Source organism: Chelatococcus sp. KU-N122 (assembly GCF_055391085.1).
On the sequence record NZ_AP043981.1, the window covers coordinates 5,478,004 to 5,496,540 of the forward strand.

General features: G+C 65.3%; 14 protein-coding genes. 7 read left to right on the forward strand and 7 right to left on the reverse strand.

What is annotated here, in order from left to right; translation table 11 throughout:
• Positions 1-284: 284 nt before the first annotated feature.
• Positions 285-968 carry a 4'-phosphopantetheinyl transferase family protein gene (locus ACZ5PO_RS24735; protein WP_464184585.1) on the forward strand — a complete coding sequence of 228 codons (684 nt, stop codon included), beginning with the start codon at positions 285-287 and terminating at the stop codon, positions 966-968.
• Here the strand turns inward: ACZ5PO_RS24735 and ACZ5PO_RS24740 are convergent.
• Entirely contained in the window at positions 902-1,981 is a 1,080-nt protein-coding gene (locus ACZ5PO_RS24740; RefSeq protein WP_464184586.1) for an alpha/beta hydrolase, read from the reverse strand. The two genes, ACZ5PO_RS24735 and ACZ5PO_RS24740, sit on opposite strands and share 67 nt — an antisense overlap.
• A gap of 95 nt (positions 1,982-2,076) precedes the next feature.
• Positions 2,077-4,620, reverse strand: coding sequence for a condensation domain-containing protein (locus tag ACZ5PO_RS24745; protein ID WP_464184587.1), 2,544 nt, complete (start codon positions 4,618-4,620; stop codon positions 2,077-2,079).
• Between the two features lie 1,381 nt (positions 4,621-6,001).
• Between ACZ5PO_RS24745 and ACZ5PO_RS24750 the strand changes: the two genes are divergently transcribed.
• Together ACZ5PO_RS24750 and ACZ5PO_RS24755 are read left to right on the forward strand one after the other, a co-directional pair.
• The gene (locus tag ACZ5PO_RS24750; protein WP_464184589.1) at positions 6,002-7,015 is read left to right on the forward strand and encodes a hypothetical protein; all 1,014 of its coding nucleotides are present in this window, start codon (positions 6,002-6,004) and stop codon (positions 7,013-7,015) included.
• 136 nt (positions 7,016-7,151) lie between these two features.
• Positions 7,152-8,108, forward strand: coding sequence for a glycosyltransferase family 8 protein (locus ACZ5PO_RS24755; protein ID WP_464184591.1), 957 nt, complete (start codon positions 7,152-7,154; stop codon positions 8,106-8,108).
• A 553-nt stretch (positions 8,109-8,661) separates the two neighbouring features.
• Here the strand turns inward: ACZ5PO_RS24755 and ACZ5PO_RS24760 are convergent.
• The 5 genes from ACZ5PO_RS24760 to ACZ5PO_RS24780 form a co-directional block, all read right to left on the reverse strand.
• The gene (locus tag ACZ5PO_RS24760) at positions 8,662-9,657 is read right to left on the reverse strand and encodes a glycosyltransferase family 8 protein (RefSeq protein ID WP_464184592.1); all 996 of its coding nucleotides are present in this window, start codon (positions 9,655-9,657) and stop codon (positions 8,662-8,664) included.
• A 139-nt stretch (positions 9,658-9,796) separates the two neighbouring features.
• Entirely contained in the window at positions 9,797-10,804 is a 1,008-nt protein-coding gene (locus tag ACZ5PO_RS24765; RefSeq protein ID WP_464184593.1) for a glycosyltransferase family 2 protein, read from the reverse strand.
• A 45-nt stretch (positions 10,805-10,849) separates the two neighbouring features.
• Entirely contained in the window at positions 10,850-12,355 is a 1,506-nt protein-coding gene (locus ACZ5PO_RS24770; RefSeq protein ID WP_464184596.1) for an O-antigen translocase, read from the reverse strand.
• Between the two features lie 3 nt (positions 12,356-12,358).
• Entirely contained in the window at positions 12,359-12,859 is a 501-nt protein-coding gene (locus ACZ5PO_RS24775) for an acyltransferase (protein WP_464184597.1), read from the reverse strand.
• A gap of 29 nt (positions 12,860-12,888) precedes the next feature.
• Positions 12,889-14,013 carry a DegT/DnrJ/EryC1/StrS family aminotransferase gene (locus ACZ5PO_RS24780; protein ID WP_464184599.1) on the reverse strand — a complete coding sequence of 375 codons (1,125 nt, stop codon included), beginning with the start codon at positions 14,011-14,013 and terminating at the stop codon, positions 12,889-12,891.
• A 691-nt stretch (positions 14,014-14,704) separates the two neighbouring features.
• Between ACZ5PO_RS24780 and ACZ5PO_RS24785 the strand changes: the two genes are divergently transcribed.
• From ACZ5PO_RS24785 to ACZ5PO_RS24800, 4 genes are read left to right on the forward strand one after another with little or no spacing between them, the layout of a single operon-like run.
• Positions 14,705-15,757, forward strand: coding sequence for a Gfo/Idh/MocA family protein (locus ACZ5PO_RS24785; RefSeq protein ID WP_464184601.1), 1,053 nt, complete (start codon positions 14,705-14,707; stop codon positions 15,755-15,757).
• 8 nt (positions 15,758-15,765) lie between these two features.
• Positions 15,766-16,752, forward strand: a complete 987-nt coding sequence (locus ACZ5PO_RS24790; RefSeq protein ID WP_464197016.1) for an NAD-dependent epimerase/dehydratase family protein — start codon at positions 15,766-15,768, stop codon at positions 16,750-16,752.
• Entirely contained in the window at positions 16,752-17,897 is a 1,146-nt protein-coding gene (locus ACZ5PO_RS24795; protein WP_464184602.1) for a DegT/DnrJ/EryC1/StrS family aminotransferase, read from the forward strand. Before ACZ5PO_RS24790 ends, ACZ5PO_RS24795 begins: the two co-directional genes overlap by 1 nt.
• Complete coding sequence (locus ACZ5PO_RS24800; RefSeq protein WP_464184603.1) at positions 17,894-18,532, forward strand: acetyltransferase; 639 nt, start codon at positions 17,894-17,896, stop codon at positions 18,530-18,532. The genes ACZ5PO_RS24795 and ACZ5PO_RS24800 overlap by 4 nt, the downstream gene beginning before the upstream one ends.
• The last annotated feature ends 5 nt before the right edge of the window (positions 18,533-18,537 follow it).

The following is an 18,537-nucleotide window of genomic DNA, read 5'->3' on the forward strand; positions in this document are numbered from 1 at the left end:
CACGAAGCCATCGATGTCGTAACGCGTCGCGACGGCGGCCCCACCGCCGCCTCTCGTCGGCGCTTTGGTCCGCTGGGCGGCCGCCGGGCAGATGGACGGCACACGGGCGGATGCATCACGGGCCAGGAGCGGCCGATCCCGCGCGCCGGCCCCGCCATCCCCACCGGCCGCGCTGAGACAAGCCCCGCCCTCTTCGCGGCCTGAGGGACGCCGGCTGGGCAACGGACCTCGCCCGGTGCACAGTATCGAACCGGCCGTGACCCGCCAGCACGAGGCATTGTGGATTGACCAGCCAGATCGACGTGTGGCTCTTCGGCCTGGACCGAACGGCCGATGAGCTGCGCAATCTCGAACGATGGCTGTCACCGGACGAGCGCGACAAGGCGGCCCGCTTCGTCCGCGAGCGCGACCGGCATCGTTTCACGGTGGCGCGGGGAATGCTGAGGCGCATCGTCGGCGCCGAGGTCGGTCGGGATCCCGCTTCACTCGGCTTCGTCTACAACGCGCACGGCAAGCCCGCCCTGGCCGAAGACGAACGGCCGTTCTTCAATCTGAGCCATTCCGGCGCCCTTGGCGCCTTGGGCGTCGGGCGGACCGTGCCGTTCGGTCTCGACATCGAGCAGATCGCGCCCGTGGAGCCAGGCGTCGCCGAGATATCCTTTTCGCCGGCGGAGCTGTCCGCACTCGCCACGTATGGCGGCGCCGAATGGCTGGCGGGCTTCTATCGTTGCTGGACGCGGAAGGAGGCGGTCATCAAAGCGCTCGGGCTCGGCCTTGCGCAGCCGCTCGATGCGTTCGACGTCACGTTGGGGCCGCGTGAGGAGCCCCGGCTGCTACGCTTGGCCGGTTCGCCCGACGCGCCGTCCCAGTGGCAGCTTTTCCATTTTTCGCCTGCCGACGACTACATGGGCGCCGTGGCCGTGCCGGCGCCCGGCCACTCGATCGTGGTCAGGCGCTGGACTCCCTGAGCCGCATAGGCCGGATCCAGGCATCCTTGCGGCGGCGCGCCCCTGAGGTGGTGGTCGAAGAACGCCGCGAGGCATGAATTGACCAGCGCTTTGGTCCTGACCGGATCCACACGGAACCAGGTGCGCCAGAACGAGGCGCCGAGGGCGATGTCCGACAGGTTCTCGTGAACCGCATGTGGGAAGCGGAGGCCCAAGCTCCCGGGACGGGCGATGAGGCGCCGCTCCTCGAGCAGGTCGCGACGTGTCAACCGCGCCTCGTAGCGCCGGGTGGCGAGCGGATCGTCGAGGTCAGCGTCGCTCGGGAACGGAAAGTCGCTGAGCATGACCATGTAGGGCGCGACGACGCCGCCGCGCGCAGCCTTGCCGAACAGCCAGCCGTCCAGGTTGACGGACGCCTTGATGCGGCTGTCGAGGATGCTGGCCTCGGCCGCCGTCGAGCCGCCGAGCGACCAGCCGAAGGCTCCGACGGTGTCGAGGCGAAGCCCTTGCAGCCAGGCCGGCGCATCCGGACGCCGTGCGAGCGAGGTGAGCCGGTCGAGCGCCTCGACGAGCCGTAGCGCTTGGCGATGGATCTTTTCGTCGCCACTCTGCAAGGTGTGATCGTAGGCCGCCGCCGAGCTGAAATCGAATTGCAGCGGCTCGATTCCCGCGGTCTTCAGTTCCGGCGCCAGTTCGACATCGTCGAGCGCCACCACGGTATAGCCTTGCCGTGCAAGGGCTGCCGCCGTCGCCGCGTTGTCCGTCCGCGCGTGCGCTGAGCCGGGCGTATACAGCAGCAGTGTTCGCCGAGGTGGCGGCGCTGCGCCCGCCGGCGTCGCCAGGTCGGGTGGCCGGACCTTGCCGGACCACACATCGACGGTGAGAGGGCGGCGATCGCCGCTTCGTCCGTCCTCCGCGGTCAGAACCTGTGTCACGTGGATGACATCATCGTGCCGCGGCGAGGCGAGCATGCGGGCGCGGGACGCGAGCGACGAGAGGATCACGGTGCCCTGGTGCAAGGCCTGCGTCGACATGTCGGAGCCGCTCCCCAGCTGCGCCGCCCCGACGATCGCGATCGCTGCCGCGCCGGCGCCAATCAGAGCCTTGCGCGCCGTCCGGCCGGTAGCCATTACGTGCCGGCCGTTCGCCGTGCCGGCTGCTCCCCCGCATCGACCTCGTCGAGGAAGGGCCGGAGGCGGTCGGCGATGACCTGCGCGCCTTCGTCCTGGAACATGTCCGCATGCCAGCCGGGAACGTCGAAGGATGCCGGCGGCTCACGCTGGATCGTCCCCCACCCCATGTCCTCGCCCAGCCCGGCGGTGATCATCTCGTCGCTGCGCAGCAGCACGACGCGGCCGCCGAACGGGCGTGCCCGATAGGTCTCTCGCGCGCGCTGGAGCATCGGCACGAACCATCGGTTGCCCCAGTCGTCGTGGTTGTAGGGCCGGTTCTCGATCAGCCGGAGGGCGGCAGCCGCTTCGATCAGCCGTGTCCGGCGCACGATCGAGTACGTGGCCAGCACGTCCGGCAGCGTTGTCTTCCCGGCCGCCAGCTGCGCCCGGTGGTGCTTGATCACGTGCCAGCGGTAGGCCCGCTGAAACCTCGACCTCTGCCGCTTCGGCAGGTTGGCGAGGTAGCCCGGAAGCCATAGATCGGCAAGGATGACGAGCGGCACCTCCTCGCCGGCCTCCTCGAGCTGGCAGGCCGCTTCGTAGGCGATGGCGCCGGCCACGCAGAGCCCGATCAGAACGTAAGGGCCCTGCGGCCGGGCCCGGCGGATCAGCTTGACATAGTCGCGTGCGATGTCGACGAGCGGACGATCCGCCAGCTCGCGCGGTTCGTTCGGATCGAACAATTGAATGCCGATGAACGGGCGGTCGGCGCCGATCGCCCGCGCCACATTGTAGTAGGCGAGGGTATTGTTGATCGCGATGATGGGGGTCGCCGTGCCGTGCGGCTGGATCGGCACGAGGCTCCACGCCGCGGTCTTCTTCTCCTCGCCGTCACTCAGGCGAAGCGCGAGCTGGCGCAGGGTGGGGGCCTCGAACAGCGTGAGCGGATCGATGCGCCGCCCGAACTTGGCCTGAACGCGCGCCAGCATGCGCACCGCCAGCAACGAATGCCCGCCGAGCGCAAAGAAATCGGATTCGGCAGTCAGCGTCTCGACGCCGAGGACGTCGCGCCAGATGTCCGCAAGTGCCAGCTCCGTGGCTGCGTCCGGCTCGACATTCGACGGGTCGGCCGCCGCAGCGACGCCGGCTGCCGGGAGCGGCCGGCGTGGCGCCGCAGGCACGGGCGTGTCCCGGATGGGCGCCACGAGGGTGTCGAGCTGGAAGGTGGAGTCCGCGACCGCGCGCTCCAGCGCTCCGCGCCAGAGCTTGACGAAGGCGCGCGCAGTGTCCTCGCGGAAGATGTCGGGATTGTACTCCATGGCCATGCGCCAGCCTTCGGGCCACTTGACCACGAAGAAATTCAGATCATAGAGCGACCCCGCCGATACGGACGGCAAGCCGCGCAGGAACAGGCGCCCGTATTGCTTGTCGTCCAGGACCTCCTTCAGCATCGTGAAGTTGACTGAAATCAGCGGCGTCCTCGCCGGATCGCGCGGCGGATTGATGAGCTCGACCAGCCGATGGAACGGCATCCTCTGATGAATGAGGGCGTCGCGCACCGTGTCGTTGGTTCGCGCCAGCAGCTCGTCGAAGGTGTGCGCATGGCGCGTGTCGACACGCAGCACGAGGTTGTTGATGAAGACGCCGATCAAGGGCTCGAGATCGGTCTCGTCGCGGCCGGCGATCTGAGTGCCCAGGATGATGTCGGTCCGGCCGGTCAGGCGCTTGAGCAGCGCCACGGTCGCGGTGCAGCCCAGCGCGAACGGCGTGACGCCGAGGCGCTTGGCTGCGGCCTCCATGCGCTCACCCATGTCCGGGCTCAGCACCTCGGCGAGGATGACGCCGCGGTGGGTCGGGCGTGCCGGCTTCTCGAAATCGCCGGGCACCTCGAAATAGGGCGCGTGGATCAACTGGTCGTACCAGTACCGCTCGTAGCGCTTGGCCTGGGTCGCCAGATACTCCGTCTGCCAGCGCGCATAGTCACCGTACTGCAGCGGCAGCTCCGGCAGCGGGTTGGGGCGGCCCTGCTCGTAGGCCGCGGCGATCTCGCCGAACTCCCCGGCGATGATGCGGATCGACCAGCCGTCGAAGGCGATCTGATGCACGGTGAGCAGAAGGTTGGCGCGATCGGCTGCCAGCCGCAGCAAGGTCACCCGGATCAACGGCAATTCGTGGATGTCGAACGGGGTGTGTGCCTCCCCCTCGGCCAGCTTCCGCGCCTCGCCGTCCCGGCTCTCCTCGGCCAGATGGCGCAGGTCGATGATCGACAGCTTCAACCGCAGCTTGGGCACCACCTCCTGCATCGGCGCGCCGTCGACCTCGACGAACCTGGTCCGCAGCGCCTCATGACGTTCGACGATGGTGTTGAACGCCCGCTCGACGACAGATTCGTTGATGAGGCCGGTCAGCTCCCAGCGCAGCGCCACGTTGAGCGCCGCGCTGCCGGGATCGAGCGCATCGATGAACCAGCAGCGCTGCTGAGACGAGGAGCAAGGGAAATGAAGGATATCTGGTTGGGCTTCCGGCTCGATCGGAAAGATATTGATTGCCGAAGTGGTCATCTGACCCTCCAAAACTCGATCGAACTGCGCATATAGACGTCGCTTCGCCGCGGCCGCGCAGAAGTGCTGTCATAGGATAGCTTCATCATGTGGATCTAATGTTGGAAAACCCTCACGCTGCTGGATTCAGTCCCTGACGGATGTCCCGCTGCCAGCCGCAATCCAAAGAAGGATGCGACCTGCGCGAGGGCCACGACGCCGGGGGATGAGCATCGAGAACCGGCGGAGTTGCATTGCCGTGACAAGCGGCCGAGGAGCAACCGGTCGCACTGCCAGTTAATCGCCGTCGCGAGTTGTGCAGCGCTTGCCTGGCCCGGGAGGTCGGCGAACGGACGCCATCTGTGCAATGAGAGCCGGGGCCGGCAAGGGGCGACGAGATAGGAGGGCAACGCGATGGCGAGCGGAGCTGCCAACGTTTTGGTGGCCGGAGCCCAGTAGCTGCTCGTGAGGATTGCTGCACCGACGCAACGACCAATCATGACTTGCCTACGCTCCGAACAGGCACGCAAACAGGCCCGCTTGTGTTGCCGCGCGCTGCCCGGCCGTGGCGGGCCGTCGGCAGGCCAGCATGCATCCGAGAGCATGGCGCGATCATGGCGCGTGTGATCCGCTGGCGCGACGCGCCACGCTTGGCGAGGTAAATCCGCGCCCGCGGGGAGGGGCATTTTGCCCGACGTGACCAAGCCTCTGCCCTCGGCATTATTCGGGCATGGACGACGACGCGGAGGACCGTCGCGTCGCTGACCTTCGAGGTCCCGATAGGTTTGCTTCCGTCAATGGCGACCGCTCGAGTGTTCAGCCGTGCCGGCTTCGAACGTGCGAGCGAAGCCTGGAGGTCGAACGTACCACTGTCCCGCGGAAAGAAAATATACCCCATTCGGCTTAGCGGGGTGAAAATACTCACGATAAAATGCTGCTGAAGCTTAACATATCTATAGTGTAGATGACGGTGAGATCGAATCGAAGCACTCGCTCACGGGTGCAGTCGGCCGGGGCTTGCAGTGTACTTACCCAACAGCTGAGCCAAGCCGGTCGGGAAGTGCTCTGAGAGACGAGCAGGTCGTGTGGCCTCCCAACGTCGGCAGCAGTCAATCTAGGCTGACTGAGCGAAAGGTCGGAACAGACAGGGGGTGCATGTGCTCCTGGAGGGCGCCCCGGATTGCACGCGCTCCCTCGAGAAGCGCCCACGGCAGGAGGGGCAGGCAGCCATCCAACGCCTTACCACTTCCTGCTGAGGGATCTCCACCTATCCGCCCGACCGCTTACCCCTTGTAAGCACTTGCCTCCGCGCCCGAGCCGGGCCGAAATCTCGGGGACGACACCACTGGCGCGAGGCCAAGGAGAGGCCTGAGGGCCGACCTGGCGGCCCCGGGAGAGACACATGCGCCTTCATTGGCTCCGAACGCTCGTCGCGATGTGCGCGATCCCGGGAGCTTTGCTCGCAACGTCCGCGCGGGGCGGCGATCTGCTGTGGGGCGTCAACGGTCATCCGCTGGTTTCCTACCCGGGCGTGATGTTCGAGCAGCAGATCGGCCTCATCTCCAAGCTCAACGCCAGCTCCTACCGCGTCGACGTCACGAGAGCCGCATCGATGACCAGCTTGGCGGTGCTCGTGCGCATGGCCAAAGCACGGGGGATCACGATTCTTCCCGTGTTGATCCCCCCGCTCAGCCTCGACCGCGAGTCGCCGGCGGAATTGAGGCTGAAGAGCGCCCAGTACACGGAAGCCTACGCTCGCAGGTTCCCCCAGATCGAGGTGTGGGAGCTCGGCAACGAATTGGAGAACTACGCCATCATCCGGCCCTGCGAAATGCGGGACGACGGCACGAAATATCCGTGCGAGTGGGGGCCGGCGGGCGGGGTGGGCGTACTGGATTACTATGGCCCCCGCTATGCCAAGGTCGCAGCCGTTCTCGCTGGACTGGCGGAGGGCGTCCGCGCGGCAAACCCGGAGGCCCGGCGGGCCATCGGATCGGCAGGCTGGGGTCACCTCGGCATCTTCGAGCGGCTGCAGCGCGATGGGGTGCCGTGGGAGATCACCGTCTGGCACTGGTCGGCTGACGAGCTGGAATGGGCCCTCAAGCATCTGGTTCGATACGGCAAGCCCATCTGGATCACCGAAGTGAGCCATCCGTTCGGCAGCAAGCGCGACGGTGAAGACGGCCAGGCCCGCGGCCTTGCGGAGAAGATCGCGCAGTTGCGCAAGCTCGCTCCGCTCTACAATGTCGAGGCCGCCTACGCCTATGAGCTGCTGGACGAGACCTATTGGGCCCCGGATTTCGAGGCCTTCATGGGCCTCGTGCGCCTTGAGCGCGCACCGAACGGCGTCAGCTGGGCATTGGGGCGCCCCAAGGCGGCATTCTACGCCTACCGCGACGCGATCACCCCCAAGTGAAGGGCTCACTCGGCAAAGGGACAGGGCGCCTGCCGCGCACATCATCTGTTCTTGCCCGCTCCGCCATACCGACTATGAAACGCCGTCAAGGCGAACCGCGCCAAGTAGAGCCACCCGCGCAGGATGGAGATCACGTATGAGCACCGCCTTCGTGCTTGTCACCGACAAGCGCGGCTACGCGCTGGCCGAGCATGCTGCTGCCGTCGCGATGGTGACCCAAAAGGGTACCCGCAACATCGTCATATTCTGCGTAGGGTTTCCAGGTGAGCCTGAGGGCCGACTGGCTGCAGCCGCAGTTGCGCAGGGCTTCTCACTGACGTTTCGAAGCCTGACTGCCGGCGCTGACACAGCCAGCGTGGATGTCTCCAAGGGCTATCATTCTCATGTGTCCAGCGCGGCCCTGCTGAAGTTTCATGCGCTTGAAGCCCTGCGCGATGAGTTTGGTCGGGCTATGTATATCGACAGCGACATCCTTCTGATGGAAGATGTGAAGATTGAAGGGATCGATTTCGAAGGTCACCCCATCGCGGCGGTCTATGATATTGGAATGGTTGGCGCCTTGCACGACGCCGCGGATTTCTACGAGATATGCAAGAAAAGTGGGCGGTCGCCCCATTACTTCAACTCCGGAATGATAGTCGCCGATTACGCTAAGTGGCGGGACGATTTCGTGGGGCGTTATGAGCGAGCCATCGAAGAACACGACAAGGGTTGCGGCTACCGGGACCATTGCAGCTCCGTCGATCAATGCGCGCTGAATATTATTTTCGAGCGCTCATGGAAAAGGCTGCCGCTTTCCATGAATCTTCAGTCTACCGCCATGTTTTCCAAGGAGTGGAACAGCGCTATCGTGCGCCACTATGTGGGAAAAGCGAAATTTATTCCGTACAAGGCGTGGCGAAACGATGGCAAGGATACGCGCCTCCTGAATCGGGCGCGAAGTATGCTGGGGCTGCTGCCCATCGGCGGCTATGGATGGCCGCGGCTTGTCCGGATGTTGAACGTCATGCGCCATCGTCTGAACGCACGCGGCCTTAACGATGGCTTCGCCCGGATCGCGAGCATGTACGCCGAGGAAATGGGAGCGACCTAGTCGATTACCCCGGGCCGCGTTGCGAGCGCGCCCGTCGGGAGCCAGAGCCGGGTTGACAGGAGGCGGGAAATGCGAAGCCATCGTGTCGCACGGAAGGGCAGATCATCGGGGTTCTGAAGAGGCGCGAGGGCCGGGCGGAGGCCTCGCCACTCGCGCGCTGGCGTAGCGCATCAGCGGAGCCGTCCGGTGCCTCGCCGGAGTGAAAGGGGCCGCCAACTGTCGGGTCTGACGGAAGCATGGTCCGTTACCGGGCGCGCCGGCCACAGAGCAGCGAGTTTGGCGAGCGAACTTGGCGAGGGCTGCGGGAGCCTGCCAACGAGTGCTTCAACTTCCTGCAAATTGCGGTGCCAGGGCGAGCTGACGAGCTTCCCACCGCACGCGGCGGCGTTTGTCTCGGTGAGAGAGGCTCTCGACGCGCGCGACGGGCCTCAGCCAGGGCTGACGGGGCCGTGGTCGAGCCATGGCGCAGCGCTCAACCTGCGTTGGTGGGCAGGAATCTCGACGTCGGTCTTGCATTGCCAAACGGTCGAGCGCCCTGCGCCAGGCCGGGGGGTCAACGCTTTGGGGCACCAAGATAAGCGTTCTCGAATGTGACCAGCAGGGGTCTGACCCTTGCGTATGTGGCGCGAAAAGACGAGTGCTGCATCAGGCCCCACTTCGCGCGGAAGATCTTGTCGATACAGTAATCTTTTATCTTCTGCGGACGAGTTCGCGCAAAGGCGGTTCTGGCCCGGTATGCATTAAAGAGCTTGCTGTTGTCGTTGATCGTTCGCGCAATCCAGGGCTTCTTTGCCGTGATAAAATGAATAATACCTGGCCTGTCCCTTTCATTGAGTTGCATTATATTGCATATCATATGGCTTTGAAAATTCCAGCCGGGTTCGATCTGCTTCCAGCGGCCGTCGCACGCCACATTGAGCGCGTCCTGGTCGGGATACGGAGTGCGCGGATGTTCGAGCAAATATGCGATCGCGTTCTCCGAGACCCGCTCCCGCCGCCATCGATCGAGGTCAATCAGCAGCACGCCTGAGTTGAAATAGTGCTGCACCGGTGGCACCCCCTCGCATCGCGGGTCCGCTTCGTGTCGCGCGTCTTCCGCAAATGTATCCATGACTGCCCCGACGACAGCATCCTGCAGGTCTGTCTCCCACAACGCCCGAAGGCTCTTGAGAACGAGGATGTCTGCGTCCAGATAGAGCACGCGCGCTACTTCTTCTGGAAGAATCTCCGGTATCAACAAGCGGGCGCAAGCCATTATGGAAATATGCTTTGCCTCGGACGATTTGTGCTCTATAGAGCTAAATCTATTTAATAGACCGACATCAACCGGTTCCCATTTAATGCGTGCAGCTCCGTCGGGGAGCGACTTCTGAACATCGGAGCGCGCTTGTTCGGGAAAGTCACTCGTTATGACGTAAACCTCGATAGGCCAATAATCGCGGTTGGCTTCGACGAGAGATCGAAGAGCGGTGGCCAAAGGCATGGCGAATGCACCGTCGCACGCCATGACGAGCACGGGCGCATTGTTTGAGCTGAATTCCTCACCCATGGCCGCTCTCACCTCCGATTGCTTCGAATGTGCGACCTGCGATCTCCCCTGTGGGTCCGGCTATGGCGGACCGTTTGCCGTCCCCCGCATGTGCTCGTCGACTACGTCAAACTGATCGTTTGGGACCAGGGGGCGATCGCTATCTTTGCGCTAGGTAATGTCGCAAGCCATCTACCGCAGGCTTGATGGATCGCCATCCCGCCAGGCCGATGCTGCGCTTGCCGGCAAGTTTCCACCAGGCGGGGGTCATCCTGACGCCGCCGAAAAGACTGAGAGCGTAGTCCTCGAGACGCCTCGCAGCCCTGATTTCCCCTTGATTGAAAGCGGCGCTGGCGATCCCGATCGCATTGTGGCTCAGCTGCCGGATCATCCGACGTCGGACCCGGTCTGGATCGCTGAACAAGTCGCCGCAGGATTCCATCAAGGAGTCGATGACGAGCTTGCGCTGTTGCACGTCAGGCAACCACGCCTGGCTGAAGTACGCCTCCGACATGTTGCTTCCGTGTTTGCGATAGACCGCCTGCGTCGTTTCGAGAATGCCCACGGACGCTCGGGTGGCGAGGCGCAGCCACATTTCCATGTCGCCCGCGTGCGGCAGGTCGGCACGATACCCACCAACTTGCTTCTGCAGGGCGGTGCGAACAACGGCCGTGGGTGTCCGAACGACATTGATCGGCCAGCAAAGCTTGATGAAGTCGCCTCCCTCGATAACCGATTCCGGCGAGCCATCATCTCTACGAAGAATCCGTGGGGTTTCCGTCTCTGTTCCGTCCGCATAAAGATCAATTGTGCGGCCAAAGACGAAGCCGACCTCGGCGTGCGCATCAAGGAGTTTCGTTGCCCGCTCGAGCGCCCCGGGCAGGATGTAGTCGTCCGCGGACAGCAACAGGAAATAGTCTGCGGACGCCCAGTCGATCCCCTCGTTGTACGTCGCGATATGCCCTTTGTTTTCGCTATGCCGCAAGAAGGTGACGCGCTTGTCTTCTCGCGCCAGGGCGGTCCCGACTTCTGGCGTATTGTCGGGTGAGGCGTCGTCCAGGATGAGAACGCGAACGTCGACGCCGGACTGATTGAGGACGCTTTCCACGCATCCTCTCAGAAAATGGGCGTAACGATAGCAAGGTACGATGACGTCGACTGAGCTCATCCTTCTTTTCCTTCCCTTTTTTGCCCACGTTCTGCGACGAGGTGCCTAGGCCGAATGCCAGCGCGAGATCCTGAGGCGCTCCAGGATCCTTTGCACCTTCGATGGAAGACGATCCCCGGCTATGGTGTTCAGCAAGCGATGGAGCGAATACATGGCGCTGGCGATCGTTATGGGAACGCCGGCTGCTTCGGCCCACAACGTGGGAAGAAGATAACATGCCGCAAAGACAGCGGCAACGCACAGAATGAAGAACAATCCTATACGTGTACTTTCGCGAGACCAGGTGAAGCCGCTCAGCCGGAGAACTGTCGGGTAGATGATCATGGCATGGAAGAGGTAGGACGCGAAGAACGCCATTCCCGCACCACTCAAGCCAAACAGATCGATGAACAGCCACGTAAGTCCGACGTTGACCACGGTCCAGGCGATATCGACGCCAAGGAACAGCTTTCGTCGCCCCTTGGCGACAATGATAAAGCCCATCGGCCACGCGATCACGCGCAACGCCACGCCGAGGCAGATCCAGCGCAAGGTGTCGATGGCGCCGGTGAACTCGGACGAATAGAACAGGGCGATCACGAGGGGCGCGAAGGCTATCGTCGCACAGACACCCGGCGCGGCAAGCAGCATGCTGACCTGAGCCTGCTCGTTGGTCAGACGATTGCATTGGGCATCGTTGTCGGCGACCCCGACCAGACGCGGATAGAAATCGGCGCCCATGGCCTGCACGACCATGTTGACGTAGAGGCCCCCGAGTGTCCACGCGGCCGCATAGAGGCCTGCCGCATCCATACCGATCTGGCGTGCCAGCATCATGCGAACGGCATATCCGGCGCCGATCGTCAGGAAGCCGCTCAGCATGAACGCAAAGCCGAGCTTCAGGAGCGCGGCCGTCTCGCCCTTCGCCTCCGCCACCGTCATCACCGGAGGGGCGATCTCGACCTTGCGGCTATACCACCACGATACGATGAGCGACATCGCGGCCACGCAGACGAGATAGGGCGCGACGCCGTCCTCCCGCAGGACATAGGCGATCGGAATGCCGGCGAGTGTGCCCAGCAGCGCGCCGAGGATGCCCATCCGGGCAAGGTCGGCTATGCGCCGTGTGCCCTGGATCAACGCGCCCTGTCCGCCTGCGAGGAGCTGAAACAGGACGGCAAGGGACAGCAGGGCGATGGCCCAGGCGTGGTCGTCGTTTCCAAAGGTGATGACCGAGGCCTGGCGACTGAACACCGCGAGAAAGACTGCGCCCAGCAGCCCGAGCGCGATGGCGGTGCGACGCAAAATGGCCGCCGTACGAGCGATACGGCGGTCGTCGCCGGAGCTCGCGGCCTCGGCGATCTGGCGCACGCCGCTGCTGTTGATCCCCATCCCGGCGACGGAGGCGACGAGATCGACGATGGAGCTGAAGATCCCCAGCAATCCAAATCCCGCCGAGCCCAGCAGGAGCGCCATCACCTTGGTGCGCACAATGCCGATGAGAATGACGACGACCGAGGTGCCGCCAATCAGGGCGGACGACTTGAGGATCTGCGCGTAGGATTTTTGCATCCGCTACTCGCTCTGCGTCTCGCGCAATTTCTTCCGTTCGCGGACGTCGCCGATGACGCGACCGGGAACCCCGACGACGAGAGCGTGGTCGGGGACGTCCGCGGTGACCACGGCGCCGGCGCCGATCAGCGCCCCCTCGCCGATGGTGATACCGGCAACGATCGTGGCATTGGAGCCGATCGACGCGCGGCGCCTGACGCGGGTCGGCATGCACGGCCAGTCGCTTCCGCCCTGCAGGGTGCCGTCCTCGTTCGTCGCCTGCGGGAAGATGTCGTTCGTGAACATCACCCCGTGGCCGACGAAGACCTCGTCCTCGATGGTGACGCCTTCACAGAGAAACGAGTGCGACGAGATCTTGCATCGTGCGCCGATGATGCAGTCCCGCTGGATTTCGACGAAGGGACCGACCCGGGTGCCATCGCCGAGTGTGCAGCCGTAGAGATTGACGAGCTCGGGGTGCGTGATGAGGACGCCGGCGCCCTGACGCACGTTGTTGATCGGCATGGCTACCTCATTCGCTCGGGAACAGCCACCTACGCGGCCGACGCCCGCAGGGGCTCCCTGGACGCAATTTCGCATACCGCGTGCGCCACACGCTCGATCTGGGCGCGGTCGAGTTCCGGATACATGGGCAGCGACAGCGTCTGGGCGGCGAAGGCCTCGGTGACGGGGAAGCTGTTGATGCCGTAGCCGAGGTCGGCGTGCACCTTCTGGAGGTGCACCGGCCGCGGATAGTGGATGTTGGTCATGATGCCCGCCGCCTTCAATTCGCCTTGCAGCCAGTCGCGGGCGCCATGGCGGATGGCGTAGACATGCCAGACATGCTCTCGGTCCGCGGCGGGCGCGGGCGTGTCGATCCGAGCGCCGGCCAGCAGCTCCCCGTATTGGCGGGCGATCGCCTGGCGCTTTCGCGTCCACTCCGGAAGGTGGCGCAGCTTCACGTCGAGGACGGCACCCTGAATACCGTCCATGCGGTAGTTGAAGCCGGGATAGTCGTGGTAGTACCGCGCCGACTGCCCCCAGTCCCGCATCTGGCGCAGCCGCTGGGCGATGTCGGGCCGATCGGTCACGATGCCGCCGCCCTCGCCGCAGGCACCGAGGTTCTTGCCTGGGTAGAAGCTGAAGCAGCCGATCGCGCCGAAAGTGCCCGCCCGGCGTCCATCGCGTTCGGCACCGTGGGCCTGCGCTGCATCCTCGATGACGGGGATGCGGTGTCGGTTCGCGATCTCCAGGATCGCGGCCATGTCGGCGAGCCTGCCGTGCAGATGCACGGGGATGATTGCCTTCGTCCGCGCAGTGATGGCCCGCTCCAGTTGCGCAGGATCCAGGGTCCACGTCGCGGGATCGATGTCCACCAGGACGGGCCGGGCTCCGGTATACCGGATCGCAGCGACGGTCGCGACGAACGTCATCGAGACGGTGATCACCTCGTCGCCGGGCCCGATGTCGAGCGCAAGCAGGGCCAGGTGTAGGGCGGATGTGCCCGTATTGACCGCAACCGCCTCCTTCGCGCCGCAGTAGGCAGCAAAGTGCTCCTCAAATGCGGTCACCTTCGAGCCGAGAACGAACTCCCCGCTTCTCATCGCACCGACCGCGGCCTCCTCGAGGTCTGCGCCGATGGCTTCATATTGAGCTTTCAGGTCAAGAAACGGGATCATAACGCTCTCCTGCGGGCGCCGAGCTCCATCAGGGCCCCGCGACGTTGCATCGACATGTGATTGCCCACTTGCTGTCGGCGAGCCCGTCGTTGCGATGAGCGAACATTGGATGGCAATCAGTACGGCATCGCCTTTGATCGGCATTCAGTTCGCTCCCGCGTGCGTAAGATCTCAACGACAGGATGACGTAACGGAAAAGTCGTCAGCATTGCGCGCCGGATTGGCGCAGGAATACGCTCACTCGCTCGCGCCAACCAGCATCTTCTGACGTGAAGACATCGCCCGGGAGCTGGACTGCTGACGATAGGCGACCGGGACGGTTCTCCCGCGCATTGGATACGCCGTCAGCAAACCACTGATACCAAGCATAGGGCCTACCACAAAGTGGCCGGATGGTATGGTGCCCTCGCACATTCGGCCATGCGAGCACGTCCAAGGCGGCATAGCTACGCCTATCGGGCAAGCAGGTGGTAAGTTGTACCGCACGCGGAGCTGTGCACTTGCTGTATGACCGTTTGGTGAGCTTGTTGATCGAGCCTGGACGCTCGACAACGGTTATTGCTCAAACCCGGAACGCACAGCGGACCGGGCGAGACATCGAGATGCCCGACAACGACACGTTCGCCCACGGCCGGACGGCAGACCTTGCTCGTCCCCGCCGGGTGACACCGCGGAGTGGGATCAAGAAGCCATGCGTGACAAGCTGCGTGCCGTCGTCGTTGGCGCTGGATACTGGGGCCCCAATCTGGGCCGCAACTTCCGGACGAGTCCTGATTGGGAGCTCGCAGGCATCTGCGACCTCGATGAGGCGCGAGCCTGCAAGCTCGCGAACGCCCTGGCGGTTCCCCATTTCACCGACCTCTACGATGTCCTCGCGGACCCGACCGTGGACGCCGTCGCGGTAGCAACCCCGGCGAGAGCCCACCATCCGATCGCGCTCGCCGCGCTCCGCGCCGGCAAGCACGTGGTCGTCGAGAAGCCGATCGCCGACACCCGCGAGAAGGCAACCGAAATGGTAGACGAGGCGCGCCGCCGCGGCCTCGTGCTGATGACCGATCACACCTTCTGCTATACTCCGGCGGTTCTGAAGATCAGGGAACTGATCGCGGCGGGCGAGCTCGGTGAGATCCTGTTCGTCGACTCCGTCCGCATCAACCTCGGCCTCATCCAGCCGGACGTCGATGTGTTCTGGGACCTCGCGCCGCACGACCTCTCGATCATCGACTTCGTGCTTCCCGGAGGGCTCCGGGCGCAAACCGTGGCGGCGCAGGGGGCTGACCCTCTCGGCGCCGGCAAGGCGTGTGTCGGCTACCTCACCATTCCGTTGCCGGGCGGGGCCATCGCGCATGTGCACGTCAACTGGCTCAGCCCCACCAAGATCCGGCAGTTCGTCATCGGCGGCACCCGCCGAACCCTGGTGTGGGATGACCTCAACCCGCAACAGAGGGTCAGCGTCTACGACCGCGGCGTCGATCTGAACGAGCAGCGCGCCGAGACGGCGCCGGACGTGCGGGCTGCGCGCGTGTCCTACCGGATCGGCGACACCTGGTCACCGGCGCTGCCGGAGCGCGAGGCGCTCGGTGCGATGGTCGCCGAATTCGCCACGAGCATCCGCGAGGGCCGCTCGCCGCGCACCGACGGCGACGCGGGCGTGCGGGTGCTCTCCGTGCTGGAGGCGACGAGCCGCAGCCTCGCCGCAGCCGGTGCCCCGAAAGCTGTCGAGCAGAACCTGGAGTATGCATGATGAGCGCCCTGCACGGTGCAAGCGTCCTGGTCACCGGCGGCGCCGGCACGATTGCGTCCACGCTGGTCGATCAGCTCGTCGAGGCGGGCGTCGCCCACGTCGATGTGCTCGACAACCTGGTGCGCGGCCGGCGCGCGAATCTGGAGGCCGCGCTCGCGACCGGCAAGGTGAGGCTGGTGGAGGGCGACATTCGCGACCGCGACCTGGTGCACGATGTCACCCACGGCAAGGACCTGGTGTTCCACCAGGCGGCGATTCGCATCACCCAGTGCGCCGAGGAGCCGCGGCTCGCCCTCGAGGTCCTGGTCGACGGCACCTTCAACGTCGTCGAGGCGGCCGCCGAGCACAAGGTCTCAAAGCTGATCTCGGCGTCCAGTGCGTCCGTATACGGCATGGCAGAGCAGTTCCCGACCACCGAGCGCCACCACCACAGCAACAACGACACGCTGTATGGCGCCGCGAAGTCGTTCGGCGAGGGGCTGCTTCGCAGCTTCCGCGCCATGAAGGGCCTCGACTATGCGTCCCTGCGCTACTTCAACGTTTATGGTCCGCGGATGGATGTGCACGGCCTCTACACCGAGGTTCTGGTGCGCTGGATGGAACGTATCGCCGACGGCAGGCAGCCGCTTATCTTCGGCGACGGCCGTCAGACCATGGACTTCGTGTGCGTGCCCGACATCGCCCGTGCCAACGTGCTGGCGGCGGCGAGCGACGTTGTCGAGGGCGAGTACAACATCGCGAGCGGCACCGAGACCAGCTTGCTCGAGCTCGCCCGGGCGCTGCTTCGGGTGATGGGCTCCGACCTCGGTGTCGAACATGGCCCCGCGCGCGCCGTGAACGGCGTGGTGCGCCGGCTCGCCGACACGTCGGCGGCGAAGCGCGACTTCGGCTTCGAGGCGCGGATCGGCATCGAGGAGGGCCTCCAGCTGCTGGTGGACTGGTGGCGACCGCTACGCGATGAGATCGGGGCCGGGCGCGCAAAGGTGGCGGCGTGATGGCACGCATCAACGTCATGAAACCGTGGATGGGCGCTGACGAAGTCGCCGCCGTCACACGGGCGATCGACTCCGGCTGGGTCGCCCAGGGGCCGCGGGTCGCCGAATTCGAGGAACGTTTCGCCGAGGCGATGCAGGCGCCCCACGCGGTGGCGACGTCCAACTGCACGACGGCGCTGCACCTTGCCCTGATCGTCGCCGGAGTCGGTCCCGGAGATGACGTCGTCGTGCCGTCCTTCTCCTTCATCGCCACCGCCAACGCGCCGACCTACGTCGGCGCGCGGCCGGTGTTCGCCGATGTCGATCCCGTGGACGGCAACGTCACGGAGGCAACCATCGATCAGGCACTCACGGACCGCACCCGCGCGGTCATCGTCGTGGATCAGGGCGGTGTCCCCGCCAACCTCGCCCCGATCCGGGCGCTGCTCGATCCGCGGGGTATTGCCGTCATCGAAGACGCGGCCTGCGGCGCCGGGTCGACCTACCGCGGCCGGCCGGTCGGCGCCGGAGCCGAGCTGACCGCATGGTCGTTCCACCCGCGCAAGGTGCTCACGACCGGCGAGGGCGGGATGCTCACGGCAGTGAGCGCCGAGCATGCGTCCCGCGCTCGGCGCCTGCGCGAGCACGCCATGAGTGTTTCCGCGGTGGAGCGACACCATTCGGTGCTGCCTCCCGCCGAGGAATACGCGGAAATCGGCTTCAACTATCGGATGACGGACCTGCAGGCTGCAGTCGGCATCGTGCAGCTCGGCCGCCTGCCGCAGGTCGTCGCCCGCCGCCGCCGCCTTGCCGCCCGCTATGCCGAAGCGTTCCGCGGCCTGCCGCTGCGCATCGTCGCTGACCCGGACTGGGGCACCAGCAACTTCCAGTCCTGCTGGGTCGAAGTGCTGCCAGAGTCCCCAGTCGATCGGGAGGGGCTGCTTGTCGCCCTCGCCGAGGAGGACATATCGGCACGCCGAGGCATCATGGCCGCCCACCGCCAGCCCGCCTACCAAGGCCGCGACACCGGCCGCGCGCCACTTCCGGTGACCGAGCGGCTGACCGACAACACCCTCATTCTGCCGCTCTACCACCAGCTCGAGGAGTCTGAGCAGGACCGCGTCATCGACGTCGTCCGCTTTGCCCTGGCGTGCGTGCCGGCGTGATCCGACCGGTCCTGCTGATTGCCGCGAGCGGCCTCGCCCGCGAGGCGCTGCCGGTGCTGCATGAGACCGGCCGTGAGGTGCTCGGCCTGCTCGACGACCGCTGCGCGGAACTACCCCCGACCATTGGCGACGTTCCGGTGCTTGGCGGTATCGACAGCGTCAGGCGGCACGACGGCGCAGACCTGCTGGTGTGCGTCGGCTCGGGGCTCGGTCGCGAGCGTCTGGTCGGCCGGCTGCGGGGCCTCGGTGTCGACGTTTCTCGCTACGCGACGCTCATCGACCCGTCGGTGCGCAACCCCGGCGGCTCGCCGGTGGGCGCCGGCTCGATCCTGCTCGCCGGCGTGACGATCACCGCCGATGCACGGCTCGGCCTCCACGTGGTCGCCATGCCCCGGGTCACGATCACGCACGACTGCCTGGTCGCCGACTACGCGACCTTCGCCGCTGGCGTCTCCCTCGGAGGTGGCGTGCGGGTGGGACGTGCCGCGTACCTCGGCATGAACGCGTCGGTGAAGCCGGGCATCTCAGTCGGCGCCGGCGCAACTGTCGGCATGGGCGCCGTGGTGCTGCACGATATTCCCGACCACCAGACCTGGGCCGGGGTGCCCGCCCGGCGATTGACGGTTCGTGAATGAACGTT